The organism is Cloacibacterium sp. Arc13, assembly GCF_041431305.1.
Classification (GTDB): Bacteria; Bacteroidota; Bacteroidia; order Flavobacteriales; family Weeksellaceae; genus Cloacibacterium; species Cloacibacterium caeni_B.
The window spans coordinates 136347-160529 of record NZ_JASMRM010000001.1; the positions used below are offsets into that span (position 1 = coordinate 136347).

The 24183-nt window shown below is 33.0% G+C and carries 21 protein-coding genes; 13 read left to right on the plus strand and 8 right to left on the minus strand.

Features of this window, described 5'->3' with window-relative positions; genetic code table 11:
• Positions 1–6 precede the first annotated feature (6 nt).
• Entirely contained in the window at positions 7–474 is a 468-nt protein-coding gene (locus QO190_RS00685; protein WP_104792984.1) for a gliding motility lipoprotein GldH, read from the minus strand.
• Positions 467–1726, minus strand: coding sequence for a stage 0 sporulation family protein (locus tag QO190_RS00690; RefSeq protein WP_371460772.1), 1260 nt, complete (start codon positions 1724–1726; stop codon positions 467–469). Before QO190_RS00690 ends, QO190_RS00685 begins: the two co-directional genes overlap by 8 nt.
• A 407-nt stretch (positions 1727–2133) precedes the next feature.
• Between QO190_RS00690 and QO190_RS00695 the strand changes: the two genes are divergently transcribed.
• The 8 genes from QO190_RS00695 (at position 2134) to lepA (ending at position 10222) form a co-directional block, all read left to right on the plus strand.
• Positions 2134–3375 (plus strand): OmpP1/FadL family transporter, encoded by a 1242-nt coding sequence (locus QO190_RS00695; protein ID WP_371460773.1) that lies wholly within the window; start codon positions 2134–2136, stop codon positions 3373–3375.
• Positions 3376–3385: 10 nt separating this feature from the next.
• Positions 3386–4867: an SGNH/GDSL hydrolase family protein gene (locus QO190_RS00700; RefSeq protein WP_371460774.1), complete on the plus strand. Its 1482-nt coding sequence runs from the start codon at positions 3386–3388 to the stop codon at positions 4865–4867.
• Positions 4868–4958: 91 nt separating this feature from the next.
• A complete protein-coding gene (locus QO190_RS00705) occupies positions 4959–5897 on the plus strand; it encodes a ribose-phosphate pyrophosphokinase (RefSeq protein WP_213190256.1) in 939 nt (312 codons plus the stop codon).
• Positions 5898–5952: 55 nt separating this feature from the next.
• Complete coding sequence (locus tag QO190_RS00710) at positions 5953–6594, plus strand: 50S ribosomal protein L25/general stress protein Ctc (RefSeq protein WP_213197172.1); 642 nt, start codon at positions 5953–5955, stop codon at positions 6592–6594.
• Positions 6595–6731: 137 nt separating this feature from the next.
• On the plus strand, positions 6732–7283 hold the full coding sequence (locus tag QO190_RS00715; protein ID WP_069799924.1) for an RNA polymerase sigma factor: 552 nt from the start codon (positions 6732–6734) through the stop codon (positions 7281–7283).
• Between the two features lie 22 nt (positions 7284–7305).
• The gene (locus QO190_RS00720) at positions 7306–7809 is read left to right on the plus strand and encodes a hypothetical protein (protein ID WP_371460776.1); all 504 of its coding nucleotides are present in this window, start codon (positions 7306–7308) and stop codon (positions 7807–7809) included.
• A gap of 7 nt (positions 7810–7816) precedes the next feature.
• On the plus strand, positions 7817–8329 hold the full coding sequence (locus tag QO190_RS00725; RefSeq protein ID WP_371460777.1) for a hypothetical protein: 513 nt from the start codon (positions 7817–7819) through the stop codon (positions 8327–8329).
• A 96-nt stretch (positions 8330–8425) separates the two neighbouring features.
• Positions 8426–10222, plus strand: a complete 1797-nt coding sequence (gene lepA / locus QO190_RS00730) for a translation elongation factor 4 (RefSeq protein ID WP_371460778.1) — start codon at positions 8426–8428, stop codon at positions 10220–10222.
• A 72-nt stretch (positions 10223–10294) separates the two neighbouring features.
• On the opposite strand, the gene QO190_RS00735 is transcribed toward lepA, so the two are convergent.
• Positions 10295–11062 (minus strand): hypothetical protein, encoded by a 768-nt coding sequence (locus tag QO190_RS00735; RefSeq protein WP_371460780.1) that lies wholly within the window; start codon positions 11060–11062, stop codon positions 10295–10297.
• Positions 11063–11117: 55 nt separating this feature from the next.
• On the opposite strand from QO190_RS00735, the gene QO190_RS00740 reads away from it, so the two are divergent.
• The gene (locus QO190_RS00740; RefSeq protein ID WP_371460781.1) at positions 11118–12827 is read left to right on the plus strand and encodes a hypothetical protein; all 1710 of its coding nucleotides are present in this window, start codon (positions 11118–11120) and stop codon (positions 12825–12827) included.
• Between the two features lie 230 nt (positions 12828–13057).
• Here the strand turns inward: QO190_RS00740 and QO190_RS00745 are convergent, their stop codons facing one another.
• Positions 13058–13207, minus strand: a complete 150-nt coding sequence (locus QO190_RS00745; RefSeq protein ID WP_371460783.1) for a hypothetical protein — start codon at positions 13205–13207, stop codon at positions 13058–13060.
• A gap of 266 nt (positions 13208–13473) precedes the next feature.
• On the opposite strand from QO190_RS00745, the gene QO190_RS00750 reads away from it, so the two are divergent.
• Complete coding sequence (locus tag QO190_RS00750; RefSeq protein ID WP_069799912.1) at positions 13474–13974, plus strand: ferritin; 501 nt, start codon at positions 13474–13476, stop codon at positions 13972–13974.
• Positions 13975–14004: 30 nt separating this feature from the next.
• Here QO190_RS00750 and feoB read toward each other — a convergent pair whose 3' ends face one another.
• Both feoB and QO190_RS00760 read right to left on the minus strand, forming a co-directional pair.
• Positions 14005–16047: a ferrous iron transport protein B gene (feoB, locus tag QO190_RS00755; protein ID WP_371460786.1), complete on the minus strand. Its 2043-nt coding sequence runs from the start codon at positions 16045–16047 to the stop codon at positions 14005–14007.
• A gap of 32 nt (positions 16048–16079) precedes the next feature.
• Positions 16080–16334, minus strand: coding sequence for a FeoA family protein (locus QO190_RS00760; RefSeq protein ID WP_069799908.1), 255 nt, complete (start codon positions 16332–16334; stop codon positions 16080–16082).
• A gap of 206 nt (positions 16335–16540) precedes the next feature.
• Here QO190_RS00760 and QO190_RS00765 point away from each other — a divergent pair, with 206 nt between their 5' ends.
• Complete coding sequence (locus QO190_RS00765) at positions 16541–17053, plus strand: methylated-DNA--[protein]-cysteine S-methyltransferase (RefSeq protein WP_371460787.1); 513 nt, start codon at positions 16541–16543, stop codon at positions 17051–17053.
• A gap of 51 nt (positions 17054–17104) precedes the next feature.
• Here QO190_RS00765 and QO190_RS00770 read toward each other — a convergent pair whose 3' ends face one another.
• Both QO190_RS00770 and QO190_RS00775 read right to left on the minus strand, forming a co-directional pair.
• Entirely contained in the window at positions 17105–19225 is a 2121-nt protein-coding gene (locus QO190_RS00770; protein ID WP_371460789.1) for a carboxy terminal-processing peptidase, read from the minus strand.
• A 165-nt stretch (positions 19226–19390) separates the two neighbouring features.
• Positions 19391–21670: a DUF5686 family protein gene (locus QO190_RS00775; protein WP_371460790.1), complete on the minus strand. Its 2280-nt coding sequence runs from the start codon at positions 21668–21670 to the stop codon at positions 19391–19393.
• A gap of 414 nt (positions 21671–22084) precedes the next feature.
• Here QO190_RS00775 and surE point away from each other — a divergent pair, with 414 nt between their 5' ends.
• Complete coding sequence (gene surE / locus QO190_RS00780) at positions 22085–22858, plus strand: 5'/3'-nucleotidase SurE (protein ID WP_213197163.1); 774 nt, start codon at positions 22085–22087, stop codon at positions 22856–22858.
• Between the two features lie 98 nt (positions 22859–22956).
• Positions 22957–24183, plus strand: coding sequence for a DNA methyltransferase (locus tag QO190_RS00785; protein WP_371460791.1), 1227 nt, complete (start codon positions 22957–22959; stop codon positions 24181–24183).

Here is a 24183-nt window from a genome sequence, read left to right on the forward strand (position 1 = left end):
TAATGATTATGGTTGTGTTGAATTTTCTAATTTTACGCCCAAATCTTCAATTCCTACTAGACTATTGGTTCTCATTCCTTGTTTTACCCCAATAATGTATTTTCCTTTTTTTGGAAATTTATATTGGTTTTTATATTGAAACAATATTTCTTTAGTCTCGCCAAAACCTTTTCCTAACCATTCTCCATTAGGTTTTGCCATGATGTAGTTAAGCGTATCTATTTTAAAATTTTTCTCATTTTCAGCTTTGAGGTAAGTAATTAAAAACAGGTTACTATAAGGATAATCGTTATTATTTCTTACAACAAATATAATATTTTTAGGAGTGCTGGTGTCTTCTATATTCATAGTAAACAGCAGTTCCTTTTTCTTATCCCAAGTTCCGTTTACTTCATTCATAGAAACCACTTCATTATTATAGGAACATGAAATAAGCATTATAGAAACGAAAAATATCTGAAAATATTTAATCATTATTATTTCTTTTTGGAGGAAATCTTTTTTTGTTTTTATTAAACTTTTTAGGAGCATTGGTTTTTTCAGGTCTATTATTATCTTTTTGAGCTTCTGGCTCTTTGGTTACCTGCTCTGCTCTATTATTTCCTGTATTTTTATTTCTATGCTTGTTCGGTTTCTTTTTCTCAAACCTATCCAGATTATTCTCCTGAATTAAATCTACCGTTTCCACTTTATCTGCTCCTGTGAAGGTTTTCAATTCTTCTAATGGGATAGATTTTTGACCTTTGCTATTGATTTTCATCATTTTTTTAACCTCAGCAACGTCTAAATCATACCAAGCCATAGAATTATCTACATAAGCAAACCACATTTTCTTTTTGAAAACGTCTATTTTAATACAAAAAGCTCTTCCTTTTTCGGTTTCGATGATGGTATTAGAAGAAGGGAAATCTGATAACGCATCTACATAACTGTCTAATTCAAAGTTAAGACAGCATTTTAATTTACCACATTGTCCTGCTAATTTTAGCGGATTGATACTTAACTGCTGGTATCTTGCCGCATTAGTATTTACTGAACGGAAGTCTGTAAGCCAAGTAGAACAGCATAATTCTCTACCACAAGAACCTATTCCGCCTACTTTGGCAGATTCTTGTCTATAGCCTATTTGCTTCATATCAATCTTTGTTTTGAAAGATGAAGCGTATTCTTTAATCAATTGACGGAAATCTACTCTCCCTTCTGCGGTATAATAAAAAGTAGCTTTCGAGCCATCTCCTTGATATTCTACATCGGTGATTTTCATTTCCAAACCTAGATTTTTAGCAATTTTTCTTGCCTGAATCTTTGTTTGGTCTTCTTTTTTTCTGGCATCTTGCCAAATCTCTACATCTTTTTGTGTAGCGACTCTATAAATTTTGAGGGCAGCATCTTCAGAAAAATGTTTCTTTTTCATCTGAATTTTAACAAGTTCTCCTGTTAAACTTACTACACCTATATCGTGACCCGGATTAGATTCTACTGTAACTACGCTCCCAATATGAAGTGGCAACTGGTTTACATTATTGTAATAGCATTTTCTATCATTCTTAAATCTTACTTCTACAAAATTGCACTTATTCTGTTTAGGTGCTTGTATGGTAGAAAGCCAATCAAAGACGCTCAATTTATAACTATTCCCACAGGTATTGACATTTTCGCAACCTGTAGTGCTCTTAGTAGCACAAGAATGTTTAGAATCTCCGGATGAATTACATCCACAACTCATAATAATATTTTAATTCTTGCAAATTTAGTATAATTTTTAAACAATGTATCATAAAACAATAAGTCTATCATCAGGAAGTCTAAATTATCATATTTTTATATAAAACTAATATTTTTACACAATATTAATAAACATTATGTAATATTATTAAATTATTCATATTTTATTTTTTAAGCTTTACATGCAATACATAATTATTGTTTAATAGTATTTTAATTAAACAATCGTTTAATAATTCTTTTTGAATAGTTTTTCAAATATTTGATAATCAATTATTTATTTTTTTCAATTCAAATAAAAAATTATAAAAAATAAATTAAATTTAATTTTTGTTTAATTTTTTTAATATAATTTTAACATTTATATATAAATAAATTCTATATTTGGCGCAATAATTATTAATTAACATGAAAAGAATTTTAATAACTACAGCTCTTTTAGCTGGCGTATTTTCTTACGCAGGAGGTTTTAGAGTATCATTACAAGGTGTAAAACAGCTTGCAATGGCTCACACTAGCGCGCATACTGAAGATGCGAGTGTAGCTTTTTTTAACCCTGCAGGTATCTCTTTTATTCCTAACAAATTGAGTGTTGCAGTGGGTGGTTTTGGTGCAATTACTGAAGTAGAATACCAAAGTCTAGAAACTTTACAATCTTACAAAACAGAAAACCCTTTGGGAACACCACTATATGCAGCAATTGCATATAAAGTTACAAATAATGTTTCTGTAGGTTTAAGTGTTACTACACCATTCGGAAGTACAGTAAAATGGGCAGATGATTGGACTGGTAGAGAAATCGTTCAAAAAATGGAATTGAAAAGCTTCTATTTCCAACCTATGGTTTCTTATAAATTTAATGATTGGGCTTCTATCGGTGTAAGTTACATCTATGCAAAAGGTATGGTAGATTGGGATAAAGCGGTTACCAACCTAGGAGGAACATTTAATATAAATGACGAAAAAGCAACAGGTTCTGGTTTTGGATTAGGTTTCTATCTTAAACCGACTACCAATTTAGATTTAAGTATTGCTTATCGTTCAGCTGTTATCATGAAAGCAGAAAATGGAGTTGCCACATTTACAGGAGTACCAGAAGCTGTACTTACATCTCCTCAATTAAATGTAGGAGCAGATGGTCAAGATGCATTTACCGCAGAACTACCACTAGTAGACGAGTACATAATAGGTCTTACTTATAGAATCACACCAAAATGGTTAGTTTCAGCTGATTTCAACTACCACGGCTGGGAAAGATATAGCAAATTAACGCTAGACTTCGAAAATGCTCAAGTTGGAAACCAAGCAGATAAAACGGTTTTAGTATCTCCTAAAAACTTCAAAAATGCTAAAACATTTAGAATTGGTACACAATATATGCTAACGGATAAATTAGCAGGTAGATTAGGATACTATTTTGATGAATCTCCATATGAAGACAAATATTTCATCCCAGAAACTCCATCTTTTGACGCAAGCGTATTTACAGCTGGTCTTGGATATAAATTTGGAAAGTTAGGAGTGGATTTAGCAGCCGCTTTATCATTCCCAGAAGCAAGAAAAGTAAACAACGATTACTTAAGCTTCAAAGGACAAGCTAAAGCTAAAGCAATGTATCTTGGTTTAGGTTTCACTTACAATGCATTTTAATTTAAAAATTATGAAAAAAATAATATTATCAGCTTTCGCAATTTCAGCTTTAACATTAGTAAGCTGTAATACAGATTTCGAAAGAGACGTAAATAACATGACCGTTTCAACCGGAAATGCAGACTTCAAAACTTTTGTATCTATTGGGAACTCTTTAACTTCTGGCTACAGAGATGGAGCACTATATTTAGATGGTCAAAAAGAATCATTCCCTTCTATGCTTGCTAAACAAATGGCTCTCGCAGGAGGTACTCAAACCTTCACTCAACCTCTTATGCCAAATAATATGGGCGGATTTACAGATTTGTTTGCACTTTCTGGAAATACAGATTTTTATGGAAAACTTACTCTGAACCCAACTCTTTCACCTACACCTTCAGCTCCAGGCGCAAATTTGGATGTTATTGGAGGGGCTGGAAAATATTTTAACAACATGGGGGTTCCGGGTGCTAAATCTTTTCATTTAGTAACTCCAGGATATGGTAGCGCTGCTAATTTAGCTACAGGAAAAGCTAATCCTTACTTTGTAAGATTTGCCACATCGGCTTCTACAACCGTTTTAGCTGATGCTGCAGCTCAGAAACCAAGTTTCTATACATTATGGATTGGTAATAATGACGTTCTTTCTTATGCAACTTCTGGAGGTTCTGGAGTAGATCAAAAGGGAAATTTAGACCCATCAACTTATGGCTCTAATGATATTTCTGATCCTAACGTTGTAGCAAATGTTATTAAAACAGTCATTACAAGTTTAAAAACAGCAAATACTACATCTAAAGGCGCTATTGCAAACATTCCGTATGTTACTTCAATACCTTACTTCACAACTGTACCTGCAACTCCTATTGCTGGACTAACAGCTCCACAAGTGTCACAATTAAATGCAGCTTATGCAACTTACAATGGAGGCTTACTTACGCTTAAGAACCTTGGAGCAATAACTGCTGCGGAATACAATGCTAGGCTTATTAAGTTTTCTGAAAATGGAGTAAATGGAGCTGTTATAGTAGATAAAGACCTCACAAACTTATCTGCATATAACCTACCTTCTCTTAGACAGACTACTGCTAAAGATATAATTCTTTTACCAGCATTAACATTGTTAAGAGATACAACAATTAAAGGAGGAACAGCAACTCCACTTGCTGATAAATATGTATTAACCGAAAAAGAAGCTGCTAAAGTAATCGCTGCTACAGATGCTTATAATGCTTCTATTTCAAGTTTAGCTACTACATATGGACTTGCATTAGTAGATGCAAACTCAAAAATGAAAGAACTAGGAAACACTTCTGGTATCCAATACAATGGAGTAAAATATACTGCATCATTTGTAACAGGAGGTACTTTTTCTCTAGATGGCGTTCACCCAAATGGAAGAGGATATGCAATTATTGCTAATACTTTTATTGCGGCAATAAACAATACTTTTTATTCTACACTTCCTTTTGTTGATATTAATGCTTATTCGGGGGTAACTTTCCCAAAATAGTGAAAATAAAAAAATAATTTTTATAAAAGCCACCTGATATTTTTCAGGTGGTTTTATTTTTTTTAAATTTGCCAAACCAAAAAAAGTAAAAATGGCTGATCAAGCAACCTATTTGTTTTGCACCAGAACAAGTCGAGATTTAGCAGAAAAAATCGCTAATCATTATGGGCAAGAATTAGGAAAAATTAATTTCCAAGAATTTAGTGACGGGGAATTCGAACCCGTATTAGATCAATCTGTAAGAGGAGGAAGAGTTTTTCTTATCGGCTCTACCTTTCCACCAGCAGACAATCTTCTAGAACTTCTTTTAATGATTGATGCAGCAAAAAGAGCATCAGCAAAGAGTATTACCGTAGTGATTCCATATTTTGGATTAGCTAGACAAGACAGAAAAGATAAGCCTAGAGCACCAATCGGAGCAAAATTAGTTGCTAATCTTTTAACTGCAGCAGGCGCTACAAGAATCATGACTATTGATTTACACGCAGACCAAATTCAAGGTTTCTTCGAAATTCCTGTAGACCATCTTTATGCTTCTACCATCTTTGTAGACCACATTAAGTCTTTAAACTTAGACAATCTTACCATTGCTTCACCAGACATGGGTGGCGCAAAAAGAGCGAAAAATTACGCAGGATACCTAAGTGCAGAAGTAGTAATTGCTTATAAAGAAAGAAAAAAAGCAAATGTAGTAGAAGAAATGTTCTTGATTGGTGATGTAAAAGACAGAAACGTGATCCTCATTGATGATATGATAGACACAGCTGGAACACTTTGCAAAGCAGCAGAAATTCTAATGAAAAACGGAGCAAAATCAGTAAGAGCTATGGCAACACACGCTGTTCTTTCTGGTAAAGCTTATGAAAATATAGAAAACTCACAGATTAGCGAAGTTATTGTAACTGATACGATTCCAGTAAAATCAGAGCTTTCTTCTAAAATCAAGGTTTTATCTTGTGCAGCGCTTTTTGCAGACGTAATGAAAATGGTACACGAGCACAAATCAATTAGCGATAAGTTTATTATATAATTTTTTTCACTATATTTGCAGCCTGAAAAATTTAACACACTTAAATATTTTTTAAATGAAATCTATTACAATTCAAGGTACAAAAAGAGAAAGCGTGGGCAAAAAGTCTACCAAAGCTCTACGTGATGCTGAATTAGTTCCTTGTGTTGTTTATGGAGGTGAGCAACCAATCAATTTCTCTTCTACTGAGAAATCTTTCAAAGACTTGGTTTACACTCCAGATGCACACACGGTAGTAATTGAGCTAGATGGTCAAAAAATTGATGCTGTTTTACAAGACATCCAATTTCACCCAATTACAGACAAAATTCTTCACGCAGACTTCTATCAATTAAGCGCTGATAAACCAGTAGTTATGGAAGTTCCTGTAAGAATTACCGGTCGTGCAAAAGGTGTTTTAGCGGGTGGTGTTTTAAGACAATCTTTCAGAAAATTAAGATTGAAAGCTATTCCTGCTAACTTACCAGACGAAATCGTAGTAGATGTTACTCCACTTAGAATTGGTAACAAATTATATGTTGGTGACATCAAAAACGATCAATACACTTTCTTACATCCAGATAACGCAGTAGTAGCTGCTGTGAAGATGTCTAGAAATGCTATGAAAAATGCTGGTGCAATGGTAGAAGATGATGAAGATGAAGAAGAAGTAGCAACTGATGCTGCTCCAGAAGCAGAAGCTCCTGCAGCAGAATAATTAGAGAATCTTTTTTCTACATATAAAACCATTCCGAATATTCGGGATGGTTTTTTTATTTTATAAACTTTTGTAATTTTTTATTTTTAAATTTAACTTTCCTTAAAAAGAACAATCAAACCATTGAAAACTAAATTATGAAGTGTAAAGACGACGAAATCATCAGCTTGATGCTACAGCCCAATTCTTCGGAAAAAGGACTTCGTGCGATGATGGATACCTACCAAAGTCGGCTTTATTGGCATATCAGAAGGTTAATTGTGCAACATGATCTTGCGCAAGATGTGTTGCAAGACACTTTTATTAAGGCATATAACAATTTTGGGCAATTCAAGCAAGACAGCAAATTGTACACTTGGCTCTACAGAATCGCTACCAATGAAGCGCTTCAGCAATTGGCAAAATTGAAAAAAATGCAAAAAACAGACGAAGATGCAGAGTATTACATGCAAAACCTAGTCGCCCAAAATGCAGAACATGACGCAGAAGAAATTCAAGTTTTATTGCAGAAAGCCATTCAAACATTGCCAGAAAAACAAAAATTAGTTTTCAATATTAGATATTATGACGAATTGCCTTTCGAAGAAATAAGTAATATTCTAGAAATGAGCGTAAGTACTTGCAAAACCAATTACCACTACGCCAAAGAAAAAATAGAAAACTACATCAGAGAAAACTACGAATCATAAGAAAATTTAAAAATTTTAGAAAATGAAAGATTTTAATATAGAACAATTAGCTAAAAAAATTCCCTACAAAATTCCCGAAAACACCTTCGAGGAAATGCAGGAAAACGTGCTTAATAAAACAGTAAGAAAAAAAGAACATCAACCGAAGATTTTTAAAATCAATTTTTCTATGGTGACTTCTATTGCTGCCGCTTTAGCATTAATTTTTGGCTTTACTTTCTTATGGAAAACCAACCAAACAGAATTTTCTAAACCAAGTCAAGATTCAGTGCAATCCATAACCAAAGTAGAAACTACACAGCCAAAACCAGAACAAAATAACACCCAAAATTCATCACAAAATATTGCCAAAGGAAACAATAGTGAAGTTGCTCATACCCCAAACCCAGAAATTACAGAACAGATTGTGAATTCTAAAAACACTGATGAAAATTATGAGCAACTTCTTAATTCTTTGACTCAAGAAGAATTGGCAGAATTATCAAAAAATACCAGTCACGACATCTATTTAGACCTTTATAACTAAATCTATTATGAAAAATTTTATTTATATCCTTCTATTTTTTGGAACCTTTATGAGTTTTAAAGCTCAAGAAAAGCCAAATTTTAGAGAAATGACACCAGAACAGCGCAGAGAATACATCAGACAAATGTCTCCTGAGCAAAGAAAACAATTGATGGAAGATGCCGCTACCATGATGGCCATCAAAAACTTACAAGTCCCTGCCGAAAAACAAGAAGCTTTTAAATCCCTTCTCAAGGAATATCTAGAAAGTCAAAAAACCATCAAAAATAAATTCAGAGCAGATTTCTCTCAAGAAAACCTTTCTGATGCAGAAGCCAAGAAAATGCTGAACCAAAGCTTTGACTTAGGTCAACAACTGCTCAACAACCGAAAAGTCTATGCTGATAAGTTTCTCAAAATTTTAACACCTCAACAAGTGCTGAAACTTTTTAATCAAGAAGGAAGAATGCGCGAAAAATTTATGGAACGCAGACAAAAAATGGGGCCACCAAAAGGCCGCGAACCGATGCCAAATCCTTAAAATCTTTAAAATATACTCCGAAAATCAATTCGGAGTTTTTTATTTTTAGGATTTTACCTTAAAATCAATATCTTTGCAAATCATTGAAAAAGAAGAATGAAGAACATTAGAAATTTTTGCATAATCGCACATATCGACCACGGGAAATCTACCCTTGCTGACAGACTTTTAGAATATACCAATACGGTTTCTCAAAGAGAGTTGCAATCGCAAACTCTTGACGATATGGATTTGGAAAAAGAGCGTGGAATTACCATAAAATCTCACGCCATTCAAATGGATTATGAATATAAAGGCGAAAAATATATTCTCAACCTGATCGATACACCGGGACACGTAGATTTTTCTTACGAAGTTTCTCGTTCTATCGCTGCTTGTGAAGGTGCACTTCTGATTGTAGACGCCGCACAAAGCATTCAAGCACAGACAATTAGTAATTTATATTTAGCGCTAGAAAACGATTTGGAAATTATTCCAATCTTGAATAAAATAGACTTACCTTCTGCTAATCCAGAAGAAGTTACAGATGAAATCGTAAATCTTTTGGGTTGTAAACCAGAAGATGTTTTGCGTGTTTCTGGGAAAACAGGAGCTGGTGTTCATGAATTGCTTGAACAAATTGTAGAAAGAATTCCTGCGCCAAAAGGTGACGAAAATGCGCCGCTTCAAGCTCTGATTTTTGACTCTGTTTACAATCCTTTCCGTGGAATTGAAGCTTACTTTAAAGTAGTAAACGGTAAAATTTCTAAAGGAGAGAAAGTAAAATTCATGGCAACGGATAAAGTCTATGAAGCAGATGAAGTAGGAACGCTAAAACTAAAACAAGCTCCAAAATCTGAAATCAAATGCGGAGATGTAGGCTATATTATTTCTGGGATTAAAGATGCTAGAGAAGTAAAAGTAGGTGACACCATTACTTCTATGGCAAATCCTGCAACCGAAGCAATTGACGGTTTCGAAGATGTAAAACCAATGGTTTTCGCGGGAATTTATCCTATTGAATCAGAAGATTTTGAAGAATTAAGATTTTCTCTAGAAAAATTAAGGCTGAATGATGCTTCTTTGGTTTTCGAGCCAGAAAGTTCTGCGGCACTTGGATTCGGTTTCCGTTGTGGTTTCTTAGGAATGCTTCACATGGAAATTGTACAGGAACGTCTAGATAGAGAGTTCAACATGAACGTAATTACGACGGTTCCTAACGTTTCTTACTATGGTTATTCTAAAAAAGAACCGAATGTTCCGATTTTGATTAATAACCCGTCTGAAATGATGGATCCAATCGCTCTTGATCGTGTAGAAGAACCTTACATCAAAGCTACCATTATTACAAAATCTGATTTTGTGGGTGCTGTAATGACGCTTTGTATCGAAAAACGTGGCGAAATTGTAAACCAATCTTATTTGACTTCAGACCGTGTAGAATTGGTATTTAACATGCCTTTGTCAGAAGTTGTTTTTGATTTTTATGACAGATTAAAATCAATTTCTAAAGGTTATGCAAGTTTTGATTACCATCCAATTGGTTTTAGAGCTTCAAAATTGGTGAAAATGGACATTTTAATTAATGGAGATATGGTAGATGCACTTTCTTCGTTAATTCACGACAGCAACGCGTATTACATTGGTAAAAAAATGTGCGAAAAACTAAGAGAATTGATTCCTCGTCAACAGTTTGATATTGCGATTCAGGCTGCTCTTGGTGCAAAAGTTATTGCCCGTGAAAATGTAAAAGCTCTGAGAAAAGACGTTACCGCAAAATGTTATGGTGGTGATATTTCCAGAAAACGTAAACTCCTAGAAAAGCAGAAAGAAGGTAAGAAAAAGATGAAGCAAATTGGTAGAGTCGAAGTTCCACAATCTGCATTTATGGCAGTTTTGAAATTGAATGATTAAATAAAATAGATTCAAGATTTTAGATCCAAGAATCAAGATAAATAAAATCCACAGAAAATTCTGTGGATTTTTTTATTTCACTTCAAGATATTTTCTTTGGTCTTTAATTAGCTCTTTTTTATAATTCATCTCAAAAGGAATTGAAGATGTTTGGTCGAAAAATTCAACTTTGAATTTGCCAGTTTCTTTTCCATCAAAATAATTAACAGCCATAATTATAATATCATTTGGTTTGAAATCCCAATAATGATAATTCCAACGACTGTCACCACAGACAAAAGCATTATCGTTCCATATAATTTGCCATTTTTTATTTTTATTTAAAAAAGCGAATGGTAAATTTTTTAATTCTGGAAGTCGAAGATTTCTTCCAGATATATTTTTTATAAAAACGGGAAAAGCTTTGTATTTTTTTAATTGATTCGTTTCAAAATTGTATGCATATTTAGGAATAATATCTTTGTTTTTTACTACAATTTGAATGTCTTTATTCGTCAAAGAATCAAATTTCACAGGTTTTCCAATACTTTTTATAATTTTAGAATCAGAGTAGAAGAAATCTCTAAAAATTTTTTCTTTTGTAGAGTCAATTTCTTTTTTTTCAAAAGAAGGCGGCGGAGGTGGAGCGGGAATCATTGATTCCAAATATTTCAAAGGAATATCTTTTTTTTCTTTGCCAATATAAATTATTCCACTTCCACTTTCTCCAATACACTCATTAAATTCCTGAATTTTCATTTTGGTATTTTTTGGATAAACCAAAGTAATATCATCTGCAAAAGTTTTTTCTTTGCAACTGATGATAAATAAAGAAACGAAAAGAAGGTAGAATGTTTTCATTTTATAGTTTTATCAAAGATATAAAATTAATATCTTCGTTTAAAATTTCCTCTCAATGAAAAAAATCACACTACTTTTTCTCGTTCAAACCGTATTTTCTTTTGCTCAAGATTTCAAAACACCTTACGAAAAAGGCAACGGAAATCAAACCGCCACATATGAAGAAATGGTGAAATTCTATGATGATTTAGATAAAAATTTCGAAAGTATTTCTGTTGTTGAAAAAGGAAAAGATGACAACGGAGAACCAATTAGAGTGGTGATTTTCAATATTTCTAAAACTAAAAAATTTGAATTTCAAAATCCTGTAATTCTCATCAATAACGGCATTCATCCTGGTGAACCAGACGGAATTGATGCAACCATGATGCTGATGCGAGATTTAGCTTTAGGAAAAATAAAAGTTCCACAAAATACCAAAGTTGCCGCTATTGAAGCATACAACATTTCGGGAATGTTGAGAAGAGGAAAATTCTCACGAGCCAACCAAAACGGACCAGAAGAACACGGTTTTCGTGGGAATGCCAGAAATTTTGATTTGAACAGAGATTTCATCAAAAATGATACAGAAAACGCCAAAGCTTTTCAAGAGATTTTTCATTGGCTAAAACCTATTTATTTCATTGATAATCATGTAAGTAACGGCGCAGATTATCAGTACACTTTTACCTATATTTCTACCAACAAAGAAAGATTAGGAAATTATCTCGGAACGTATTTTCATCAAGAAATGCAACCGAAATTGATTCAAAATATGGAGAAATCTAAAATTTTGAACGTTCCTTATGTCAATATTCACGGAGATTCTCCCGATGAAGGTTTCCCAGCGTTCATGGATTCTCCACGCTACGCAACGGGTTACACTACCCTTTTCAACATTCCGGGAACAGTGGCAGAAACGCACATGCTAAAACCTTACCAAGACCGCGTAAAAGCAACGTATGAATACATGAGACACTCCATCAATTTTGTAGACGAAAACTACAAAGAAATTTCTAAAAAAATGATGGAAGAATTGACCAATTATTTACCAAATAAAAAATATGCAATTCGTTGGAAATTAGACAGCACCAAATACAGTTTTATTGATTTCAAAGGTTATGAAGCTGGGAAAAAACCAAGCGAAATTTCAGGAAAACCAAGACTTTTCTACGACAGAAATAAGCCTTTCACCAGAAAAGTGAAATTTTTTGACACCTATAAATCAGACAAAGAAATTACAATACCAAGTTATTATGTAATCCCGAAATCTGAAGGAAAAATCATAGAAAATTTAAAACGCAATCAAATCCAATTCAAAGAATTACAATCTGATTCGTTGATCAAAGTTGAGTCTTATAAAATCGTAGATTTTAAAACCGTAAAAAATCCTTACGAAGGTCATTACTTGCATTTCGATACTCAAGTTTCATCAGAATTAAAGACCAAAAAATTCAGAAAAGGAGATTATTTGGTTTCCACAAAACAATCTGGCGTTAAATTCCTTTTAGAAACGCTGGAACCAGAAGCAGTAGACTCTTATTTCAACTGGAATTTTTTCGATGGAATTTTGGGGCAAAAAGAGTATTTTTCTGACTACGTTTTCGAAGATACTGCCGCCGAATTATTAAAAACCAACAAAGCGTTAAAAACAGCCATTGAACTGAAAAAAGCTTCAGATGCTAAATTTGCAGAAGATGGAGCAGCGCAATTAGATTGGGTTTATAAAAATTCTGAATATTACGAAGGTTCTGTAAATCAATATCCTATTTATAGAATTCGGTAATTTTAGTCATTTGTATATTTAGGATTTTAACGCAAAGGCGCAAATCACTAATTTTTAATATTTTATGTTTTTAAGACGCAAAATTTAACTTCGTTAAAAAATTGAAAATCTCTGATTTTCTTGTGCCTTATTAATTCAGTATTTGTTAATTAATTTGATTTGCGCCTTTGCGTTTCAATTAATTATCAGTCTTTTTTTAATAAGAAGCACAACCCATATTTTTTTAAATATTAAGAACAGCCGCAATCTTTGTCGCAATGCGTTCTTTTACTATCGAATTTTTTTGGAGAAAAAGTTTTTTTGATGATTTTATAAATAGAATAAGATGCCGCTAATAAAGCTGCAAAGATGATAACGTATTGAAGGACTAAACTTTCCATGACAAAAATCTTATGACAAAATTACATAATTATTTTGAACTATTCTAAATAAAGATTAATTTTGTCTCATGGATTTCAGAACTAACCCTTATTTCAATCTTGTTGTTCCAACTTTGGAGAGCAAAAACTACGAACAATATTGTGGTAAAAAGAAATGTTGCAAGAAATTTAAGAAAGGGAAAAGATGTAAAAAATGCCCAGGAAGAGATAAAATTTCTTAAAACTAAATCAGATTTCTTTCTTATCTTTGAATAAATTCATTTATTATGAACAGAGATTATATATTTGATTTGCTGAATCAGCAAATTGCAAAAGAACAATATGCGGCGCAATTGTATCTATCCATGAGCGCTTGGTTTTTAGAACAAGATTTAGACGGAATTGCCAATTATTTCAGAGTTCAATCTAAAGAAGAACTGATGCATTCAGAAAAATTCTTTGATTATTTGAACGATATCGGTGGAAAAATTGTGCTACAAGAAGTAAAACAACCTCCTCATGATTTCAAAGATGCTTTAGAAATTTTTGAAAAAGCATTAGAGCACGAAAAATTAGTAACCAAAAGTATTTTTGACATTGTAAAAGCTGCTAATGACGCAGGAGATTACTCTACTGCTGCTTTCTTACAATGGTTCGTGAATGAACAGGTAGAAGAAGAAGCCAATGCTTCTCAATTGATTTCGAAAATTAAAATGGTGAAAGACAATCCTTCTGCTTTGTATCTTTTTGATCAGGAATTGGCGAAACGCGTTTTCGTAGCTGAATAAAATGAAAAACTGCTTTTAAAAGCAGTTTTTTTATTTGAAAAATTGGTAAACCAACATGGAAGCTAGATAAGCTAAACCAGACATGAAAATCAATTGAATCGCCGTCCATTTCCAAGATTTTGTTTCTCTGTAGACTACAGCAATCGTAGAAATACATTGCATCGCAAAAGCGTAGAATATAAGTATGGAAAGTCCTGTTGCAAAACTGAATACTTTCTCGCCATTCGGTTTTACATCACTTCTCATTTTTTCAATAACAGATTTTTCTGGAGCATCATCATCAAGGCTATAAAGCGTTGACATTGTGCCAACAAACACTTCTCTCGCTGCAAAACTGGTGAGAATTCCTACTCCCATTTTCCAATCGTAACCCAATGGTGAAATCACAGGTTCCATTTGCTTCCCGATTTTAGCCAAATAAGAATTTTCCAGTTTTACATCTGAATGATGTTCTAAAATATGGAAATCATCTTTCGGTCCGAAATAACTTAAAAACCAAAGAATTACACTTACCGCCAAAATGATTTTTCCAGCACCTGTAATAAATTCCCCAACTTTGCCCAAAACCAATTTGAAATCATATTTCCAAAGTGGCATTTTATAAGTCGGCAAATCCATTACCAAGAAGGTTTTTCCTTTATTTTTAATGAAATATTTTAAAATAAATGCGGCTAAAAGCGAAGTCGCAAATCCTAAGAAATACATTCCCAGAAGCGCAATCGCTTTATATTTTACACCAAAGAAAGTTCCATCAGTAAAAATAAGCGCAATAATGATACTGTAAACCGGAAGTCTTGCAGAACACGTCATAAAAGGCGTAATGAGAATCGTGATGAGTCGCTCTTTTACGTTTTCGATGTTTCTGGTACTCATGATTGCAGGAATGGCGCAAGCTGTTCCCGAAACGAGCGGAACAATACTTTTCCCGTTTAAACCAAACGGTCGTAAGAATCTGTCCATCAAGAAAATAACTCTTGCCATATAACCAGAATCTTCTAATAAATACAAGAAATATAAAAGAATCCCAATTTGTGGGGCAAAAATCACAATTCCGCCAATTCCTGGGATAATTCCGTCAGAAATTAATGAATTCAATGGACCTTCTGGAAGCCAAGTTCTAGAAGTTTCTGATAGCCAAGCAAAAGCGGCATCAATCCAATTCATAGGATATTCTGCGATGAAAAACACACTTTGGAAAATGGTAAGTAAAATAATTCCAAAAACCAAATATCCTAAAATAGGATGAACTAAAACTTTGTCTAATTTTTCGGTGAGAAGTTCCTTGAATTGAGGTTTTTTAGAAATGGTTTGAGAGATAATTCCGTCAATTTGTTGGTATCTTCTAATGGTTTCCTGCACTTGTAAACGCTTCGGAACCATACATTTTCTGTCTTCTTGATTCAGTTGTGTTTTTACACTTTCTAATTTGCCCAAATAAGTATCTGCAGCAATAAGTGTCCAAACTTTATAGAAATTATTCTCTTCGATTTGTCTTGAAATCTTGAAAACCAATCCTAAATTTTCTGAAGGAATATCAAAATAAGGCTTATCCGAAACCGAAAATTCATCTTTAAAAATTGATTCTCTTATTTCATCAATCCCAATATTCTTTTTGGCATTGGATTCTAGAATATTTTGACCTAGAAGTTCGCTCAGTTTTTTAGAATCGATGTGTAAACCTCTTTTCTCCGCCAAATCTACTTGGTTAATCACCATCAAAACAGGAATTCCCAAATCTTTGATTTGCTGATAAAGCAGTAAGCTTCTTTTGAGGTTCAGCGCGTCTGCAATGTAAATAACACCGCTGTATTTTTCTTGCTCTTCAATCAAATATTTGGTGAAAATAGCTTCGTCTTCAGAAGTGGGATAAATGCTGTAAGAACCTGGCAAATCTACAATTTCTACTTCTTCGTCTTTGTATAGGTAAGTTCCTTCGTGCGAAGCAACGGTAACACCTGCATAATTACCTGTTTTTTGATTTTTGTTACAAAGCAAATTGAAGAGGGTAGATTTCCCAACATTGGGATTGCCAACCAAAAGGATGTGTTTTTGTTTTTTTGCTGAGTTCGGCATATAATTTTCCAAATTTCAGTAGAAATTTTGGTTTAATTTTCTGGTTCTACGAAAATAAATCTCGCTTCTTCTTCACGAAGAGCAACTCTCGTTTTTTCTTCCCCATATTCTATGTACAGAGGACCGCTAAAAGGCGCTTGATGTAAGATCACGAATGATGTTTCTGGCAATAATCCCATTTCGATAATCTTATTGGGCATCTGCAAGTTTTCGTTATCATAACCTTTGATTTTCCCCTTTTTATTTCGAGGAAAACAGCACAATTTATTTGAAATATTTGTCTGCAAGATTTCTATAATTAATTGAGGAGCAAATATACTTTATTTATTTTAATTCTAAATAAGACTTCAATAGTTTTTTTCAAAAGAATTACTGATTAAAAACATATTCTCACAAAAAATGAATCTCAAATTGATGAAATGAAAAAGTATTTTAAAAATTAAACCCTCTTTTCGCAAAAATTCTTCCTAAATTTGTTGAAAACTCATTCATTATGAATATGCTGTACACCAAATCATACGAAACTCCTCTGGGTAAAATGATAGCTTTTGCCAATCAAAACGCCTTGCTTCTCCTCGATTTTGAAGATTCTAAATATTTCGAAAAGCACATGGAAGAAATTTCGCAAGGTTATGGCGTCATCAAAACATCCAATAACAGGGTTTTAAAACTTCTGGAAAAGGAATTGAGCCAATATTTCAAAGGAAAATTGACAAAATTTACCGTTCCTGTAGAATTTACGGGTACAGATTTTCAGAAAAAGGTTTGGGAAGAATTACAGAACATTAGTTTTGGAAAGTACAGAAGTTATCAATCTCAAGCCGATGCTATGAAACGTCCAAAATCGGTAAGAGCAGTTGCCAATGCCAATTCTAGAAATAAATTATGCTTGGTGGTTCCTTGTCACAGAGTAATTGGCAAAAACCTTTCGCTTACTGGTTATGCTGGTGGTGTCGATAGAAAAGCGGCGCTTTTAAAACTTGAAGGAATAGAATTGACGTTTTAAATAAAAAACTCCTCCAAAAATTTGGAGGAGTTATAAATACATCAAAGATGTTTATTTTAGTTCAGAGATAATATTTACGGTTTCTTGCAGGTAAATATCTCTTTTCAAATTTTTCATCCAGTTTTCAGATTTTTTAGCAAAAACCTCATCAGTTTTTCCTCTGGTAACTTCGTCTGCATGAAGGGCAAAGTTTAATCCGTTATTGTATTTAATCAGTGGTTTAAATTTATCAATCTGTGCTTTTCTGGTTTTCATTACTACTTCAAATTCTTTTAGATTAAGAGAAATCTTTTCTTCTTTGTCTAGTTTTTCTCTCCATTGTGCAGATTCTAGCAATAATTGATAAAATTTATTCTGAGTCATTCTTGACTGACTGTTTCTCGCCAACTCTGCAACATTTATTGTGTTGTTAACCGTAAAACTACTAGAATTTACTTGATCCCAAGGTAAAGCATAATTATCAAATCTTTCGCCTATTTCTTCATAAGAGAATACATCTTTCATTGGGATATCAGACTCTACACCTTTTAATTGGGTAGATTTTCCGTTGATTCTGTAGAATTTCTGAATGGTTAATTTCAGTGAGCCGAAATCATCCGTACTGTTTAAAAATCTATTCAGTTCTACGAAAGTCTGCACTGTTCCTTTTCCGAAAGAATTAGGAGAACCTACAATAACCGCTCTTCCGTAATCTTTCATCGCACCAGCTAAAATTTCAGAAGCCGAAGCCGAAAGTTCGTTTTGCATGATTACCAAAGGCCCAGTCCAAATTGGGTCATTTTGTTTGTTTCTCATCACCTGAACTCTACCGTTTCCGTCTTTTACCTGAACAACTGGTCCGTTATTCATGAAAAGTCCCATAATATCTACCACTTCGGTAAGAGAACCGCCTCCGTTATTTCTTAAATCAAGGATAATTCCTTCTACATTTTGTGCTTTTAGTTTAATGAGTTCTGCTTTTATGTCGTCTGAAGCATTTCTTCCTTTAGCATCTTCAAAATCTGCATTGAAACTTGGCAAATTGATGAATCCATATTTTTTACCATTCGCTCCATTGATGATGATACTTCTCGCAAAAGTGTCTTCTATCGCTACTTCTTCACGAATCATTTTCACTTCTTTGATGGTTCCGTCTTTTTTCTTAAGCGTAAGAACTACTTCTGTTCCTTTTTCGCCACGGATAAAACGCACGGCTTCATCTACCAACATTCCTGTAACGTTAATGGGTTCTTCATCTTTTTTAGACTTCACTTTTAGAATTTCGTCGCCTTCTGAAATCTGTTTCGATTTCCAAGCTGGAGCGCCAACTACCAATGTTCCGATTTTTATTTTGCCTTTACTTTCCTGAATTGTAGCACCAATACCGATTACTTTTCCTTTGAAATTAACATCAAAATCTTCTTTGTCTTGAGGTGAAAAATAATTGGTATGCGGATCAAAAACTTCTGTGTAAGCGTTCATGTAAACAGAGAACCAATCCATTTTTTTACGTTTTTGGAATCTCTTAAACATAGAAGTCATCAGATCTTTTACTTCTTCAGTAGCTTTTACTTGTTTCTGCGCTGGTGTAAGAATTTCTAACTTGATGGTATCTTTCAGTTTCAGACGGTTTACACTGTCTTTTTTCTCACGTTGCGTTTCTTCTTTTGCATTCAGCGTTTCTATTTCTTGAAGAATATTGTACTTGATGAATTTTTTCCACTCGTTTTTTAATTCTTCTTGATTCTGAGGATATTTCTTCAGTTTTGGTTCCAGAATTAATTCATCATTTTCTTCAAAATTAATGGGTTTGCTCAAGATTTCCTGAGAATATTTTTCGATTTCTGCGGTTCTGTCGTACAATTTATCAACTGTTAGTTTATAAAAAGTTAAATCGCCTCTGTTCAGATAATCGTCTAATTTAGTTCTGTGTTTGCTGAATTCATCTACTTCTGACTGCAAGAAAAATCTTTTTCCTGGGTCTATCATCTCCATGTATTTGTCATAAACATCAGCAGAATAAGCATCATTAATCGGCTTAGGCGAATAATGCAGATAAGAAAGCGTATTTTTTACACTTATCATAATCGTTTGCATCTTCTCGTCATCATTCTGCGGTGCATTAAAACAGAACATGAGCGTGATTAACGGTGCGAAAAATAATAATTTATTGAGTTTGAAATTTTTGAACATATTTTTTAATAAAATTATTTACAATAAGTTGGGTTAACTATTGCTTTGTTACAGAATACATTTTTAAATAAAGCTCAAATTTAATGTCTTATTTAAAAATATGATATATTTTTTTGATTTTTTTCTTCGATTTTAAAAATTTACAGAAACAAGAATGTATTTTTCTTAATAATTATACTGTAATCCGAATTTAATCCCAAATTTTTGTGCACCTGGATTTTCTAAATAATTGCCTCTCCAATTGAAATCTATTCTCAGCATTCTGATGTTCCCGAAACCAATATTTTCAATCCCAAAGCCATACTCGTAATAAGGTTTTTGATGTGGCGCAGAAAGCAAGATATTGGTAGAATTAATATTTTTAGACGCATCGCTTAAACTACCGATTGCGGTTCTGTAAAATGCTACTTCTCTCAATTTCAGTTTTTTAATTAAGGGAATATAAGAAAGTAATTTTCCATTAAAATGATGTTCGGCCTGAAAACTAAGGTACTCATCCGTAACAAATTCATAATAATTGAGTAATGAAAACGTGTTGGGCGTAAGCCCGTAAGATTGATTGCCTGGGATTACATTTTGCAAAGCCAAAGGAACCGTATTGAAGTTTTTACCCGCTTCTACATTCAGAATTAATCTTCCGAAACTCTTCAATAAAAATGGCTGATAATAGTAAAACTGCAATTTATTGTAATTAAAATCTGCATTGAAAACGCCTTCTAAACCTCTGGTATATTTCAAAACAAATGTTGGCGCCAAAGTACTATGTTCGTAACGATCTACACCATATTGTGAGAATTTTGCGCCAGGTCTTGCGGTAATGCTCAGTGCTAGTTTACTATCTTTAAGTTCTGAAAAAAGTTGGTTATTTTGATAAAAATCCAGCGAAAATTTAGTCGGATTGGCAGATTTTATGGTTTGATATGTTGCGTCTAATCTTACCGTAAAATTTTTAAAAGGGTCTATAGCTGCAAATGCACTGGTCTGATTTACAGAACTTAAATTAAAATTATTCCCTGAATTAAGAACTCCTGAAGAGGCAAAAGAACGCGTCATAATTCCCTCATCTGTAGTAAGTTGCGCGCCTAATTGCATTACATCTCTTCTGGTGCCAATTCCTATGGTAAATCTATTATCTCGGTTGAACATTTTTCTGGCCTCGAACCCGTATTTTATCTGCCCGTCTTTAAATCCGTAGGCGGTATAAAATGCAGCCCTCCACATATCATTTGGCGAAAAAAAGGTTCTTGCGCCAACCCTCACCCTAAAGCCTTCAACATCATTAAAACCAATGGTAGAATACAAATCGCCAATATCAATAGCGTTCCCAACGTTGTAATAGCCAGATGCAAGCGTTTCATAAAGCTTTACAGCTCTTTTAAATTTCGGAACATTATTAAGCTCATCCATCATTACATAAATGTTCTTTTCTGATTCAGAAAGTGGTGTTTTTCTGTTTTCTTCCCAAAAATTTTCGTCTTTTTGCAACTGTTCATCGCTTAGAAATTCCGTTTTCTGTTCAAATACCTCATCTTTTAAATTTTGATTGAATAAATAATCAGAAAAAGTAGTATTCTTTTTGATTACCAAGCTTTTAGACTTGTCTTTTTTACTTAAGATAGACATTTGTATTTCCTGATAATTTTTCTTTGGCAAGAAAATACTATCATTTGGGTTATCAAAATCCAACTCATTATAAAAATTGTTCACAAAATTTACGTTTAGGTTTTTGCTAGATTTCAAAGTAGCTCTTACAACCACATAATTTTCTTTAGAAATATACAACATCCCATAAATAGACAAAACATCTTTTCTTTTTGGAGTATATTTTATTCTATAACAATCTACACTATTGTAATTTTGGTCTGATAAAAGTTCATAATCATAACTCATAAAACCATCCTTCGCAACAGGACTTGTAAAGCCTATGTTAAAGAAATTCAGAATATTATCATAAATATTAATGTCTTTATAAAGGTTTTTAGCAGTATTGGCGACTACTTCGTTACTAGAAAATCCTGAAGCTTTATTGGCTAAAACTTCTTTTTTCTCTTTTTTTACAGGTTCTTTTTTACCCCAATTTTTATAGACCGTTTCATTAAAATAAATAGGTAAAGACAATTTATTATCAACAGTATCCGCATATTTAAAAATAAAATCTACTTTGTTGAAAATTTTCTTTTGCGTAAAAGTACTGTCTAAATTAATAACATCTACCTGTATTTTTTCGTACTCATTATACTGATAGTCTTGAAACTGAGAAAGACCATTGTTTTTCTTGTGTTTCCACACTTGTTGCAAGATTTCGTATGCAGGATTGTCTTTTTTCTTCAATTTCTTTTTTGAAGATTTTATAACTACTGCATCAATATTTTTCTCTTTAATCTGAGAAAAAGCTACAATTGGTATAAGAAAAGTAAAGACTAAAAGTAGTTTAAAATAGTTCATATTCTTCGGTATTAAATATCCTTTCAATTTTTGTTAATAAACAAGGGCGCAAATTAATATTAATTTTGATTTATTTTTGTAACCAAAATTTCATTATTCATTATATTTAAAATTTATAAATACAATCATTAAACGAAAAAACTTTCGTTTTTATTCTGAAAACTGTGTTTTCGCACTTCAGAAAACAATTAGGCCTGTGTTTTGTATGACAAACAAAATATTCTTCAAAAATTACGAAAAAATTAATCGGATTAAAAAAGCAATAATCTTACCATTTTATAGTAAAAATCTGTTTTTAATAAATTAATTTTGTCTGAAATCTAATTTTAAGAAGAAAATCGCACTAATTAAATTGATAATCAATCCCCAAAAAAGTTTGCGAAACTACAAAAATCAATAAAAATAATTTTTAGAATGAAAAAACCTTTGATATTAGTTACCAATGATGACGGAATTACCGCACCAGGAATTAGAAATCTGGTAAACTTTATGAACGAAATAGGCGAAGTTGTGGTTGTAGCACCCAATTCTCCACAATCTGGAAAAGGACATGCTATTACCATCAATTCTACCCTTACTTTCGAAGAAATCAATTTAGAAGGACCTCAGCGTGATTATTCACTGAGCGGAACTCCTGTAGATTGTGTAAAATTTGCTCTAGATAAAGTCTTGACCAGAAAACCAGATTTAGTGGTTTCGGGAATTAATCACGGTGCCAATTCTTCGATTAATGTCATTTATTCTGGTACCATGTCTGCCGCAGTAGAAGCAGGTGTAGAAGGTTTACAGTCTATAGGATTTTCTCTGCTGGATTTTGCGTGGGATGCAGATTTCTCACAATGCAAAGACTATATTCAAAACATTGTAAAAAAAGTTTTAGAAAATCCTTTGCCAAAAGGAATTGTGCTGAATGTGAACATCCCGAAACTGAAAAAAGAAGAAATAAAAGGCATTAAAGTTTGCAGACAAGCCCAAGCAAAATGGGAAGAAAGCTTTGACGAACGTGTAAATCCTCATGGCAAAAAATACTATTGGCTCACAGGTTATTTTAACAACCAAGACGAAGGAAAAGATGCCGATGAAAACGCACTTGCCGATGGCTATATCTCTGTAGTTCCCGTGAAATTTGATCTTACAGCGCACGAATATTTGCAGGAGTTGGGAGAGGTTTTGAATACTCCTATATGAAATATCATCGGTCGAAAAAATAGAAAGAAATTATACTTAAACTTTGACTATTGAAAATCAATGATTAAATTTGCCAAAATTTGGCAAATTAATTAATTATGCAGACAATTGGAACTACTTTTAAAAAAATAAGAGAAGAACGCAACTTACTTTTGGAAGACATAACCAAAAGGACAGGGATAAGTAAAGCTGTTCTTAGTCGAATAGAAAATGGTAAACGCTTGCCTACAAGAGAGCAAGTAAACCAACTTTGCAAATATTATAAAACTGAAAAAAATGAGATTATCGTTCAGTGGCTTAGCGACAAACTTCTTTATGAAGTAAAAGACGAAGATTTTGCATTGCAAGCAATGCAGATAGCAGAAGATAAAATAAAATACGGAACAAGTTCAAACGGACAAACAAATGATTTTGTATTATCCCTTAATGAACACAAACAAAAAAGAAAAATTAACGACTTTGTAAACAAAGTAGTTCAAGGTGATTGTTTGGAAGTAATGCAATCAATTCCTAATAAATCCATAGATATGATACTTTGTGATTTACCTTATGGTACAACGCAAAACAAATGGGACTCTGTAATTGATTTACAGAAACTTTGGGCTGAATATGAGAGAATAATCAAAGATAATGGTGCAATAGTTTTGACTTCCCAAGGAATTTTTACTGCAAAATTGATTTTAAGCAACGAGAAATTATTTAAGTATAAAATTACTTGGATAAAATCAAAATCAACAAACTTTTTAAATGCTAAAAAACAACCGCTACGCAAACATGAGGACATCTGTATTTTTTACAAGAAACAACCAACATACAATCCTCAAATGACAGTAGGCGAACCATACGATAAAGGCATTAGAAAAGATCAATATACAGGAAGTTACGGAGATTTCAAACCCAAACACGTTAAAAGTAATGGAGAGCGTTATCCTAATGATATTGTGTTTTTTGAAGAACAAAATGTTGACGATTTTGTGTACATCAAAACAGCAGAATCTGAGGGAACTGTTTATCATCCAACTCAAAAACCAATTGAACTAGGAAGATATTTAGTTAAGACTTTCACAAATCCAGGCGACATTGTTTTGGACAATGCTTGTGGTAGTGGTAGTTTTTTGCTATCTGCAATTTTGGAAAACAGAAATTTTATCGGAATTGAAAAAAACGAAGATGTACTATTACACAAAGTAGAGCCAACCGATTATATCAAAGTTTGTACAGACCGAATTAAGGAAACATTAAAAAGAAAAGAAATTGAAGAATCTACATTGAGATTGTTCAAAGAACCAATTGCAGAATATCACACTTTGAATTACAATATATAA